Source organism: Streptomyces sp. DT190 (assembly GCF_049846985.1).
Classification (GTDB): domain Bacteria; phylum Actinomycetota; class Actinomycetes; order Streptomycetales; family Streptomycetaceae; genus Streptomyces.
This window is the reverse complement of the sequence record NZ_JBNCNM010000016.1, coordinates 143766-157223: the sequence shown is the minus strand read 5'-3', so window position 1 is coordinate 157223 and position 13458 is coordinate 143766. Positions and strand designations below refer to the sequence as shown.

Below are 13458 nucleotides of genomic sequence, written 5' to 3'. Positions count from 1 at the left end.
GGCCGGTGCGGCGGGTCCCGCCCGGTGGGGGTCGGGGCGGTCAGGCGTCCACGGCATCAGGTCCGTGGATCTCGACACCGTCGGCGACGCGGCGGACGTGGATGCACTCGCCCGGGCACTCCTTGGCCGAGTCGACCACGTCGGAGAGCACCTCCAGCGGGATCCTCGTCGTCGCGCCGGGCTCCTGCAGCAGTTCGTCCTGCTCGCTCTTCACGTAGGCGAGTCCGTCGATGTCCAGCTCGAACACCTCGGGCGCGTACTGGGCGCAGATGCCGTCACCGGTGCACAGGTCCTGGTCGATCCAGACTTCCAGGTCCTCGTTGTTCGTCGTCTGGGGGGACATTCACACCTGCCTGGCGGAGTCGTCGTGGGTTTGCGGGCGTGGGGGAGAGGAAGTCACGGTGCCGTCCGCCGGTTCACACCCGCATGGGCTGCGGGGACTCGCGGCGCGCCGGGTCGGGGCCGTCGTACTCGCGGATGATCTCGTAGCGGGTGTTGCGCTCCACCGGGCGGAACCCGGCGTCGCGGATCAGGTCGAGGAGGTCCTCACGGGTCAGCTTGTTCGGCGTGCCGTAGTTGTCGGCGTCGTGGGTGATCTTGTACTCGACGACCGAGCCGTCCATGTCGTCCGCGCCGTGCTGGAGGGCAAGCTGCGCGGTCTGCAGGCCGTGCATCACCCAGAACACCTTGACGTGCGGGACGTTGTCGAACAGCAGCCGGGAGACCGCGAAGGTCTTCAGGGCCTCCGCGCCGGTCGCCATCCGGGTGCGGGCCTGGAGGCGGTTGCGGACCTTGCCGTCCTTCATGTCGACGAAGTCGTGCTGGTAGCGCAGCGGGATGAAGACCTGGAAGCCGCCGGTCTCGTCCTGCAGTTCACGCAGCCGCAGCACGTGGTCCACGCGGTGGCGGGGCTCCTCGATGTGGCCGTAGAGCATGGTGCACGGGGTCTTCAGGCCCTTCTCGTGCGCCAGGCGGTGGATGCGGGACCAGTCCTCCCAGTGGGTGCGGTGGTCGACGATGTGCTGGCGGACCTCCCAGTCGAAGATCTCCGCGCCACCGCCGGTCAGCGACTCCAGACCCGCGTCGATCAACTCGTCCAGGATCTCGGAGGCGGACAGGCCGGAGATCGTCTCGAAGTGGTGGATCTCGGTGGCGGTGAACGCCTTCAGCCCCACGTTGGGCAGCGCCTTCTTCAGTTCGCGCAGGGAGCGCGGGTAGTAGCGCCACGGCAGGTTCGGGTGCAGGCCGTTGACGATGTGCAGCTCGGAGAGGTGCTCGTTCTCCATCGCCTTCGCCAGCCGGACGGCCTCCTCGATGCGCATCGTGTACGCGTCCGCCTCGCCCGGCTTGCGCTGGAAGGAGCAGTACGCGCAGGAGGCGGTGCACACGTTCGTCATGTTGAGGTGACGGTTGACGTTGAAGTGCACGACGTCGCCGTTCTTGCGCGTGCGCACCTCGTGCGCCAGACCGCCCAGCCAGGCCAGGTCGTCCGACTCGTACAACGCGATGCCGTCCTCGCGGGACAGCCGCTCACCGGAGTGGACCTTCTCCTCCAGCTCGCGCTTGAGCCCAGCGTCCATGGCCGGGAACCTCCTCGGTCAGTGCCTCGTGGCACACGTAGTGGGTCCGAGCACGCGCAGCACGTGGCTCGTCGGCCCCCCGGAACGGAACGATCTCCCGCGGACCGTGGACCGGCCGTCCCGCCCAGGGACGGGCGGGCGGGACGGACCGCGCCGCACCATCCGGGCGGCCGCGTCGAGGCCGTCCGGCGGGAGCCCGCGGAGCCGGCCAACGATCCGGGTGCCACGGGCCCCGGCCGGACGACGGGGGCATCGACACCGCTCCGGGTGGGGCGCTCCCATCCTCGCGGACGGCAGTCTGGGGAAAACCCCATACCCGCAACGGCTTTGCTGAGGACGACGGCCCCGTGCCGCCCGGCATGTCCCTGGCCGCCCGGCACGTCCCTGGCCGTACGGCACGTTCCGGGCCGACCGCCGGACCGCAGACCGAGGGAGCCACCGCCCATGACGTCACCGCTGACCCTGGCGCACTCGCCGTGCCCCAACGACACGTTCGTCTTCCACGCCTGGACCGAGGGGCTGCTCCCGGAAGCCCCCGAGGTGCGGCTCACCTTCGCCGACATCGACGTCACCAACGGGATGGCCGCACGCGGTGAACTGGACGTGCTGAAGATCTCCTACGGGGCACTGCCCCACGTCCTGGACGACTACGCCCTGCTGCCGTGCGGCGGCGCCCTCGGCTACGGGTGCGGCCCCCTCGTCCTGTCCGCCGGACCCGCCGAGCCCGCCGCGCTGGCCGGGGCCCGGATCGCCGTCCCCAGCACGAGCTCCACCGCCTACCTGCTGTTCAGGCTGTGGGCCGCCGAAGCCGTACCGGGCGGCGTCGGCGACATCACCGTCCTGCCGTTCCACGAGATCATGCCGGCCGTCCGCGACGGCCGCGTCGACGCCGGCCTGGTCATCCACGAGGCCCGCTTCACCTACGGGCGCCACGGTCTGCACCGCGTCGCCGACATGGGCGAGGAATGGGAGAAGCTGACGGGCCTGCCCATCCCCCTCGGCGCCATCGTCGCCCGCCGCTCCCTCGGCGAGCCCCTGCTCCACCGGATCGCCGACACCGTACGGGCCTCGCTGCGCGCCGCCCGCCGCACACCCGCCGCCTCCCGCGCCTACGTCCTGCGGCACGCCCAGGAGATGGAACCGGACGTCGTCGACCGGCACATCGGCCTCTACGTCAACGAGTTCACCGCCGACCTCGGCCAGGACGGCCTGCACGCGGTCCGCACCCTGCTGGACCGCTCCGCGCGACTGGGCCTGCTGCCGGCGCCGCGGGACGGAGCGCTGGAGGTGACCGCCCGCCTGTGAGCGGCACCCCCGCCGCACGCCCCGCCGCACAGGGCCTGGGCGGCACAGGGCTTGGACCGCACAAGGCACGGGCGGCACAGGGCCTGGGCGGCTCGGGGGTCCGGGCGGCTCGGGGCAGGGGCGGCCGCCGGACCCGAACGGCACGCACGCGCCCGGCAAACGGCGCGGCAACGCTAGAAGTTCTCTTAGAGCCCCCGGCCGAACCTCCGGAACCGTCCCCGGCCGTCCCCATAATCGCCCTGGAGGACGGCCCGGCACCGGGAGCGCCACGGCCGCCCGCCGCGAGGGCCCCGGCCGCCGGCCCCGCCCTCGCCCGGCCCCGGCACCCAGGTGCCGGGGCCGACACGATGGCCCGTGCCCCACCGGCGAGCCTCCGCGCCCGCCGCCGAAGGGAGACCGATCCGTGAGCGAGGACAAGCTTCGCGACTTCCTGACCCGCGTCTCCACCGACCTCCAGCGCACCCGCGCACGGCTGCGCCAGGTCGAGGCCAGGGCAACGGAACCCATCGCCGTCGTCTCCATGAGCTGCCGCTACCCCGGCGGCGTCCGCACCCCCGAGGACCTGTGGCGCCTCGTCGACACCGGCACGGACGGCGTCTCCGGCTTCCCCGACGACCGGGGCTGGGACCTGGACGCCCTCTACCACCCCGACCCCGCCCACCCGGGGACCTGCTACACGCGGGAAGGGGGATTCCTGCACGACGCCGCCGACTTCGACCCCGCCTTCTTCGGCATGTCACCCCGCGAGGCACTCGCCACCGACCCGCAGCAGCGGCTGCTGCTCGAGCTGACCTGGGAAGCCCTCGAACGCGCCGGCCTGCGCCCCTCCGACCTGCGCGGCAGCGCCACCGGGGTGTTCGCGGGCGTCATGTACAACGACTACGCCACCCGCTTCCCCGAGCCGCCCCCCGGGGTCGAGGGCCACCTCGGCAACGGCAGCGCGGCCAGCATCGCCTCCGGCCGCATCTCCTACACCTTCGGTTTCGAGGGCCCGGCCCTGACCGTCGACACCGCCTGCTCCTCCTCGCTGGTCGCCCTGCACCTGGCCGTCCAGGCACTGCGCGCCGGGGAATGCGACCTCGCCGTGGCCGGCGGCGTCGCCGTCATGTCCACCCCCGTCACCTTCCTGGAGTTCAGCCGGCAGCGCGGACTCTCGCCCGACGGACGCTGCAAGTCCTTCGCCGAGGCGACCGACGGCACCGGCTGGGGCGAGGGCGCGGGCCTGGTCCTGCTCGAACGCCTCTCCGACGCCCAGCGCAACGGCCACCAGGTCCTCGCCGTCATCCGCGGCTCCGCCGTCAACCAGGACGGGGCGAGCAGCGGCCTCACCGCCCCCAACGGCCCCGCACAACAGCGCGTCATCCGCGCCGCACTGGCCTCCGCCGGGCTCTCCCCGGCCGACGTCGACGCCGTCGAGGCGCACGGCACCGGCACCACCCTGGGCGACCCCATCGAGGCGCAGGCCCTGCTCGCCACCTACGGCCAGGACCGGCCCGACGGGCGGCCCCTGTGGCTGGGTTCCCTCAAGTCGAACATCGGCCACACCCAGGCCGCGGCCGGGGTCGGCGGCGTCATCAAGATGGTCCAGGCCCTGCGCCACGAACGCCTGCCGCGCACCCTGCACGTCGACGCCCCCACCACCAAGGTCGACTGGACCGAGGGCGACGTACGGCTGCTCACCGAACCCGTCGCCTGGCCGCGCACCGAACGCCCGCGCCGTACGGGCGTGTCCGCGTTCGGCGTCTCCGGCACCAACGCCCACGTGATCCTGGAGGAGGCCCCGGCCGCCACCCCGGGCGACGACCCGGCCGCCACCCCGGGCGACGCCGTGGACACGGCCCGGCCGGCCGGCCGCACGTCGCCGGTACTGCCCTGGATCCTCAGCGCGCGCACCCCCGCGTCCCTCCAGGGGCAGGCCCGCGCCCTCCTGGACCACATCGAGGCGCACCCCGGCACGGACGACCGGGCCGTCGCCCACACCCTGGCCACCCGACGCACCTTCTTCGAACACCGCGCCGTCGTCCTCGGCACCGACCGGGACGCCCTCCTCGACGGTCTGCGCGCTCTCGGCGCCGGCGGGTCCCCGGCGAACACGGTGACCGGCACCGCACGCCGCGGCGGCAAGGTCGCCTTCCTGTTCTCGGGCCAGGGCGCGCAGCGCGCGGGTATGGGGCGCGAACTGTACGAGGCGTTTCCGGTGTTCGCGGAGGCCTTCGACGCGGTGTGCGCGCACGTCGGCGGGGAGCTGAAGGACGTCGTCCTCGGCGCGGACGGCGACCTGCTGGAGCGCACGGAGTGGACGCAGCCGGCGCTGTTCGCGGTCGAGGTGGCACTGTTTCGGCTGGCCGAATCGTGGGGTGTACGGCCGGACTTCGTGGCCGGCCACTCCGTCGGCGAGATCGCGGCCGCGCACGTGGCGGGCGTGCTGTCCCTGGAGGACGCCTGCACGCTGGTGGTGGCACGTGGACGGCTGATGCAGCAACTGCCCCCGGGCGGCGCCATGGTGGCCGTCGAGGCCGCCGAGGAGGAGGTCCTCGCGCTGCTGGAGGGGCGCGCCGCGGAGGTGTCGGTGGCGGCGGTCAACGGCCCCCGTGCCGTGGTGATCGCAGGCACCGAGGCGGCCGTGACCGAGGTCGCCGATGAGCTGCGGGCGCAGGGCCGGCGTACGTCCCGCCTGCGGGTGTCGCACGCGTTCCACTCGCCCCTGATGGAACCGATGCTGGCCGGGTTCCGCGCGGTCACCGAAGGCCTCACGTACCGGCCCGCCGCGATCCCGGTCGTCTCCACCGTGACCGGCCGGGTGGCGGCGGCCGGTGAGCTGGACGCCGAGTACTGGGTGCGGCACGTCCGGCAGCCGGTGCGTTTCGCGGACGGTGTCACCACCGCCGCGGCGGAGGGGGTCACCCGCTTCCTGGAGATCGGTCCGGACGCCACCCTCACCGCACTGGCCCGCACCTGCCTGCCGGACGAGCGGGGACCGCTGTTCGTGCCCATGTGCCGCAAGGACCGCGACGAGGCGCACACGGCCGTGTCCGCCCTCGCGTCCCTGCACACCACGGGACTGACCGTCGACTGGAACGCCCTCGTCCCGGGCCCCCAGCCCCATGTCGAGCTGCCCACCTACGCCTTCGAGCGGCACCGCTACTGGCTCGACCCGGTCATCGGCCACACCGGCCACCGCGGCGAGCACCCCCTGCTGTCCCACGGCACCCACCTCGCCGACTCGGCCACCGTCATGGCGACCGGACGCCTCTCCCGGCGCGCCCAGCCGTGGCTGGCCGACCTCCCCACCGGCGGCGCCACCTCGGTACCCGGATCCGTCCTCACCGACCTCGCCCTGCACACCGGACGCGCCCTCGGCGCCCACCACCTCGCCGACCTGCACATCGACGTACCGCTGCCGCTCCCGGCCACCGGTGAGACCGAGGTGCAGACGGTCACCGAGGCGGGCGACGGCGAGAACCGCTGGACCTTCGCCCTCTACGCACGGCCCTTCCACCCCGACGCCGACCGGACCGACGAGCTCCGGCCCTGGACGCGCCACGCCCACGGCACACTGACCCGTGCCCAGGACGAGGAACCGGCCGCGAGCGCCGCCCTCACGGAGGGAACCTGGCCGCCTTCCGGCGCGGTCCCGGCCGACCCCGAGGAGCTGTACGGCGCCCTCGACCTCCCCGGCGCGCCGAACCCGGCACCGCGCACCCTCAAGGCCGTGTGGCGCCGGGCGGACGAGATCTTCGCCGACGTCGCGCTGAACGAGGGCCAGGAGGCGGACGCCGCACGGTTCGCCGTGCACCCGGCCCTCCTGGACGGCGCGCTCGTCGCACTCACCGCGCTCGGCCACCCCGCCCCCCGGCTGCTCACCTGGTCCGGCCTCACCCTGCACGCCCACGCGGCCACCTCGGTCCGCGTCCACATCACCCCGAACTCCGGCACCGGGGCCACGCTCCGGCTGCTGGACGGCGCGGGCGCCCCCGTACTGACCGCGCGAGCGGTCACGGTCACACCCCACGAGCTGGACGACCTCCCGGCGGACGCCCCGCAGCCCACCGGAGACCTCTACACCGTCACGTGGACCCCCGCCGGGCCCGCCTCCCTGCCGGAACCCGCCTCGACGACCCTCCTCACCGGCCCGGACGACGTACTCGCGGACGTCTCCGACACCCCGTACGGCGAACTGGTCGTCGTCCCCTGGCAGTCCGCCGACGCCGACGCCGCCACGGCGGCCGGCGCGCACACGTCCACCGCGCACGCCCTGGCCCTGCTCCAGCGCTGGCTCACCGACCCCCGCGCGGCCCGCTCACGTCTCCTCCTGGTCACCCGGCGCGCGGTCGCCGTGACCGGCGGCGACACGGTCACCGACCTGGCGGCCGCCGCGGTCCGCGGCCTCGTGAAGTCGGCCCAGTCCGAGAACCCGGGCCGCTTCCTGCTCCTCGACACCGACGGCACCCCTTCGGACGACGACCTCGCACTCGCCGCCCGCCTCGACCACGAGGACCTCGCGCTCCGCGGCGGCCGCCTCCTCGCCCCCACCCTCACCCGAGCGGACACGACCCGGACGGACACCACCCGAGCGGACACGACCCGGACGGACACCACCCGGACGGACACGACCGCGCGGACCCCCGTCGCGGCCTTCGACCCGGACCGGACCGTCCTGGTCACCGGCGGCACCGGCACCGTCGGAGCCGCCACGGCCCGCCACCTCGTCGTCCACCACGGCGTCAGGCACCTCCTGCTCGTGACACGCCGTGGAACGGACGCCCCCGGAGCGACCGAACTGGTCGCCGAACTCGCCGCCCACGGCGCCCGGACCACCGTGGTGAGCTGTGACGCAGCCGACCGTGACGCCCTCGCCGCCGTCATCCGCGCGATCCCCGACGACCACCCCCTCGGTGCCGTGGTGCACGCCGCCGGCGTGCTCGACGACGGAGTCATCACGTCCCTCACCCCGGCCCGGCTCTCCACCGTGCTGCGCCCCAAGGTCGATGCCGCGTGCCACCTGCGCGACCTCACCAGGGACCACGAGCTGTCGGCGTTCGTGATGTTCTCCTCGGCCGCTGCCACCCTCGCGGGCCCCGGCCAGGGCAACTACGTGGCCGCGAACAGTTTCCTCGACGCCCTCGCCTCGGCCCTGCGTGCCGAGGGCCGCCCCGTGCTGTCCATCGCCTGGGGACTGTGGGAGGCCGACAGCTCCATGACCCGGGAGCTGACCGGCGCCACCCACCACAGGGCCGCGCGCCACGGCATCACGGCGCTGCCCACCGACGACGCCCTAACCCTCTTCGACCGCGCCCTGGCCCACACCGGCGGCACCCCCGTCCCGCTGCGCCTGGACCGGTCCGCCCTGCGCCGCACCGCCGACCGGCTCCCGCCTCTGCTGCGCTCCCTCACGGGCCGCCCGGCCCTGCGCACGGCCGTCGCACCCGCGCAGGGTACCCCTGCCGCTCAGGACTTCGCGCGGCTGCCGGAGCCGAGGCGCCGCGACGCGGTGACCGATCTCGTGCGCAGCACCCTGTCCCTCGTGCTGGGACACGCCCCGGGCACATCCATCGGTCTCGACCAGCCCTTCACCCAACTGGGACTGGACTCCCTGACCTCCCTCGAACTGCGCAACACCCTCAGCCGTGAGACCGGCCTGCCCCTGCCGGCCACCCTCGCCTTCGACTGCCCCACCCCCCGGGCGGTCGCGGACCACCTGCTGACCGCCCTCGCCCCGCCGGCACAGCAGGACGTCCACACGGCCCCCGCGGCCCCGAACGGCACGAGTGGCACGCCGGCCGACGACCTGATCGTCATCGTGGGCATGGGCTGCCGCTTCCCGGGCGGAGTGGAGAGCCCCGAACAGCTCTGGGACGTACTCCTCCGGGCCGAGGACACCATCGGTGAGTTCCCCACCGACCGCGGCTGGTCCGAGGTGCCGACCCCCGGCGGTCCGGACGCGGACTACGTGCGCCTGGGCGGTTTCCTGGACGATGTCGCCGGGTTCGACGCGGAGTTCTTCGGTATCTCGCCGCGTGAGGCGTTGGCGATGGATCCGCAGCAGCGGTTGCTGCTGGAGTCGTCGTGGGAGGCGGTGGAGCGGGCTGGGATCGATCCGAGGTCGCTGCGCGGTCGGCAGGTCGGTGTGTTCACGGGTACCAACGGGCAGGACTATCCGGCCCTGCTGGGTGTGGCGGAGGGTGACTTCGGCGGGTACGTCGGCACGGGCAACGCGGCCAGTGTCATCTCCGGACGCCTGGCCTACGTACTGGGCCTGGAAGGACCGGCGGTCACCGTCGACACGGCCTGCTCCTCCTCGCTCGTCGCCCTGCACATGGCGGCACGCTCCCTCACCTCAGGTGAGTGCTCGATGGCCCTGGTCGCCGGAGTCACGGTGATGTCCACCCCGGCCGCCTTCGCGGAGTTCAGTCGTCAGGGTGGTCTGGCGGGTGATGGCCGGTGCAAGGCGTTCGCGGAGGGTGCGGACGGTACCGGCTGGGGTGAGGGTGTCGGTGTGCTGCTGGTGGAGCGGCTGTCCGATGCGCGGGCCAAGGGACACCCGGTGCTGGCGGTGGTGCGTGGCTCGGCGGTGAACCAGGACGGTGCGTCGAACGGGTTGACGGCGCCGAACGGCCCGTCGCAGCAGCGTGTCATCCGGGCGGCACTCGCGGACGCGGGCGTGTCGGCGGCGGACGTGGACGCGGTGGAGGCGCACGGGACGGGTACGCGGTTGGGTGACCCGATCGAGGCGCAGGCGCTGCTGGCCACCTACGGCCAGAACCGTGAAGTCCCCTTGTATGTGGGGTCGGTGAAGTCGAACCTGGGTCACACGCAGGCGGCCGCTGGTGTGGCGGGTGTGATCAAGATGGTGGAGGCGTTGCGGCGTGGTGTGCTGCCGGCGACGCTGCACGTGGACGAGCCGTCCTCGCGGGTGGACTGGTCGGCGGGCGCCGTGCGACTGGTCACCGAGCGGCAGGAGTGGCCGTCGGTGGACCGGCCGCGCCGGGCGGGTGTCTCCTCGTTCGGCTTCAGCGGCACCAACGCCCACGTCATCCTCGAACAGGCCCCGCAGGAGACGACCACTCGGCCGACGGAACTCGACGCTCCGCCCATGACTCCGTGGCTCGTCTCGGGCGAGGGCGGCGACGCCCTCCGTGCGCAGGCGGTCCGTCTGCACGCGTACGCCCGGACCAGCCCGGACGTCGACCTCGACGCCGTGGCCGCCGCGCTGGCGACGCAGCGGACGTCCTTCACGAACCGCGCCGTGATCCGAGGCCGTGACCGTGAGGAACTCATGGCCGGACTCCTGGCGCTCGCCGAAGGCCGTACCGCGCCTCAGGTCACCGTGGGTGCCGTCGCCGAGGGTCGCACGGCGTTCCTGTTCTCGGGCCAGGGTGCGCAGCGTCCCGGAATGGGCCGTGAACTGTACGAGGCCTACCCGGTGTTCGCGGATGCCTTCGACGCGGTGTGCGCGCACGTCGGCGCGGAGCTGAAGGACGTCGTCTTCGGCGACGACGCGGAGCACCTGGGGCGTACGGAGTGGACGCAACCCGCCCTGTTCGCCGTCGAGGTGGCGTTGTTCCGGCTGCTGGAGTCCTGGGGTGTGCGCCCGGACTATGTGGGCGGGCACTCCATCGGTGAGATCGCTGCTGCGCATGTGGCCGGGGTGCTGTCCCTGGAGGACGCCTGCACGCTGGTGAGCGCGCGGGGCCGGCTGATGCAGGCGTTGCCGTCGGGTGGGGCGATGGTGGCGGTGGAGGCGGCCGAGGACGAGGTGCTGCCGCTGCTGGCCGGGCGTGTGGTGTCGGTGGCGGCGGTCAACGGCCCTCGCGCCGTGGTGATCGCGGGCGCCGAGGCGGCTGTGGCCGAGGTCGCCGCAGAGCTGGCCGGGCAGGGCCGCCGCACCACCCGCCTGCGCGTCTCCCACGCCTTCCACTCACCCCTGATGGAACCGATGCTGGCGGAGTTCCGTGAGGTCGCCGAAGGCATCACCTACACCACCCCCGCCCTCCCGATCGTCTCCAACGTCACCGGACAGCTCGCGGCCGAGGGGGAGTTGACGGCCGACTACTGGGTCCGCCACGTCCGCGAGGCTGTCCGGTTCGCCGACGGCGTCGCCGCCCTCGCGGCGGAAGGCGTCACCCGGTTCCTGGAGATCGGCCCGGACAGCACCCTCACCGCACTCGCCCAGAACTGCCTGCCCGACGCGCACGGTGCGCTCATCGCTGCCACCCTCCGCAAGCACCGCGACGAAGTGGACACCGTGCTGGAGTGCGTGGCCGCCGGGCACACGACGGGGATGGCGGTCGACTGGGCGTCGATGATCGGCACCCGGGCCACGGAGGGTGTGGCACTGCCGACCTACGCCTTCCGGCACGAGCGGTTCTGGCCGCAGACGAAGCGTGCACGGACGGCACCGCCGGCCGAGGGCACCGGGGTCGTGGACGACGCCGACTCCTGGGAGACGGTTGCTCCCGGGGAGTCGCGCGAACTGGCGCGCTCCCTCGGCATCGGTGAGGACGTCGTCGAGGAGATCGTGTCCGGTCTCGCCGCTCGGCGGCGGGAGCGAGCCCTGCGCGCTCAGGTGGACGGCTGGCGCTACCGCGTCGAATGGGAGGCGTTCACACCGCCCTCGGCGCCCAGTGGAACGGGGCGATGGCTGGTGCTCCACCCGGCCGACGGATCGGACGGCCTCGACACCGTCGTCGAGGCACTGCCCGGTTGCCGCGTCCTCGCCGTCCCGACGGGCACCGGCCGTGCTTCTCTGGCACGCGATCTGGTCTCCGCGGCCCGCGGCGATTCCCTCGCCGGAGTGGTCGTCCTGCCCGACTCGCTGTCCTGGGCCCTCACCGCCGTCCAGGCGCTCGGCGACGCCGGCACGGCCGGACCCCTGTGGTGCGTCACCACGGGTGCCGTATCCGTCGGGCATTCCACGGAAGGCGCCGTGAACCCGGAACGGGCCGCCGTCTGGGGATTCGGGCGCGTGGCGGCCCTGGAGTACCCCGATCGCTGGGGCGGACTGGTCGACCTGCCGGCCACGCCCGACGCGGACACGGCCGGCCTGCTCGCGGCAGCGCTCGCCGACTCGGGCGAGGACCAGCTCGCCCTGCGGGCCGGCAGGACGTTCGCGCGTCGCCTCCGTGAGCATCCGGCCCCCCTGCCCGCCGTGACCGGCTGGAAGTCACCGGGGCGGGTGCTCGTCACCGGCGGCACCGGTGCCCTCGGCGGGCACGTGGCGCGCTGGCTCGCCGAGCGCGGCGCGCACGAGATCGTGCTCGCCGGCCGGCGCGGCCCCGACTCCCCGGACGCGGGTCGGCTCGTGGAGGAGATACGCGCCGCCGGAGCGGAGCGGGTGCACGTCGAGCGGTGCGACATGGCCGACCGCGATTCCGTCGCCGCGCTGCTGGCCCGACACCGCGTCGACGCCGTCTTCCATGCCGCCGGCGTACCCGACTCCACGCCCATCGACGAGGTCGACGACGCTCACCTGGCCGACGTGTGGTCGGCGAAGGCGTCGGGTGCGCTGTACCTCGACGAGTTGACGCGGGGATGGGGGCTGGAGGCGTTCGTCGTCTTCTCGTCGATCGCGGGCGTGTGGGGGAGCGGCGGGCAGAGCGTGTACGCGGCGGCGAACGCGTGCGCCGACGCCGTGGTGGAAGCGCGTCGTGGCCGTGGCGAGACGGGACTGTCGGTGGCATGGGGCCCGTGGTCGGGCGGGGGAATGGTGTCGAGTGTGGGTGCGGTGGAGCTGAAGCGTCGAGGGTTGCAGGTGATGGAGCCTCGGCACGCACTGCGGGGACTGGGGCGTGCGCTGGAGGCGGGTGACGGCTCGGTCGTGGTGGCCGATGTGGCATGGGAGCGCTTCGTCCCCGCGTTCACCAGCCGTCGGCCCAGCCGCCTGCTGAGCACGGTCCGCGCCCTCGACACCGGCGGCTCCGCCGGGAGCGCAGGGACGACGGAGAGTACGACGGGGAGTGCGACGAGCACGACGGTCAATTCGGCCGAGGACGCTCGCGAGCGTCTGGTACGGCGCTTGGCCGACCGGCCCGAGAAGGAACGGCGCCGGGCCCTGCGCGAGCTCGTCCAGGAGCGGGCCACTGCGGTGCTCGGCCGGTCCGCCGATCGCGTGGTGCACGTCGACCGGCCCTTCAAGGACGTCGGATTCGACTCCCTCACCGCCGTCGAACTGCGTAACGGACTGAGCGCCGAAACCGGCCTGCGGCTGCCCCCGTCCCTCGTCTTCGACCACCCGACCCCTCGGCACCTCGCCGATCACCTCCACGACGAACTCTTCGCGCCACAGCCGGCCGCCAGCCCGCTTCCCGCGGCGACCGGGCGGGACGAGACCCGTCTCCGCGACGCCCTCGCCGCCATCCCCTACGCCACATGGCAGGAGAGCGGCCTGCTGACGGCCGTGCTCGCCCTGGCGGAGAGCGAGAAACGAGCGTCGGACACACAGCCCCAGACTGCCAACGCCAACGCCAACGCCAACGCCAACGCCAACGCCGGCGCTACCGATGCCGACGCCAACGGCATCGGCACCATGGACGTCGACGCCCTCGTCCAGCTGGCCCTCGGCGACACCTGAGGC

Annotated in this window: 4 protein-coding genes and 2 pseudogenes; 4 read left to right on the top strand and 2 right to left on the bottom strand. The window is 73.6% G+C overall.

What is annotated here, in order from left to right:
• Positions 1–40: 40 nt before the first annotated feature.
• Both ACPXCS_RS26415 and mqnE read right to left on the bottom strand, forming a co-directional pair.
• Positions 41–343 (bottom strand): ferredoxin, encoded by a 303-nt coding sequence (locus ACPXCS_RS26415; protein WP_351366603.1) that lies wholly within the window; start codon positions 341–343, stop codon positions 41–43.
• 73 nt (positions 344–416) lie between these two features.
• Positions 417–1580: an aminofutalosine synthase MqnE gene (gene mqnE / locus ACPXCS_RS26410; protein ID WP_351366600.1), complete on the bottom strand. Its 1164-nt coding sequence runs from the start codon at positions 1578–1580 to the stop codon at positions 417–419.
• 444 nt (positions 1581–2024) lie between these two features.
• Here mqnE and ACPXCS_RS26405 point away from each other — a divergent pair, with 444 nt between their 5' ends.
• The 4 genes and pseudogenes from ACPXCS_RS26405 (at position 2025) to ACPXCS_RS26390 (ending at position 13455) form a co-directional block, all read left to right on the top strand.
• The gene (locus ACPXCS_RS26405; protein WP_425951785.1) at positions 2025–2885 is read left to right on the top strand and encodes a 1,4-dihydroxy-6-naphthoate synthase; all 861 of its coding nucleotides are present in this window, start codon (positions 2025–2027) and stop codon (positions 2883–2885) included.
• 409 nt (positions 2886–3294) lie between these two features.
• A pseudogene (locus tag ACPXCS_RS26400) lies at positions 3295–6882 on the top strand (type I polyketide synthase); the annotation flags it as partial.
• Positions 6865–7404: pseudogene (locus ACPXCS_RS26395) on the top strand (SpnB-like Rossmann fold domain-containing protein); the annotation flags it as partial. The pseudogenes ACPXCS_RS26400 and ACPXCS_RS26395, both read left to right, overlap by 18 nt.
• Positions 7405–7542: 138 nt before the next feature.
• On the top strand, positions 7543–13455 hold the full coding sequence (locus tag ACPXCS_RS26390; protein WP_425971029.1) for a type I polyketide synthase: 5913 nt from the start codon (positions 7543–7545) through the stop codon (positions 13453–13455).
• Positions 13456–13458: the final 3 nt, after the last annotated feature.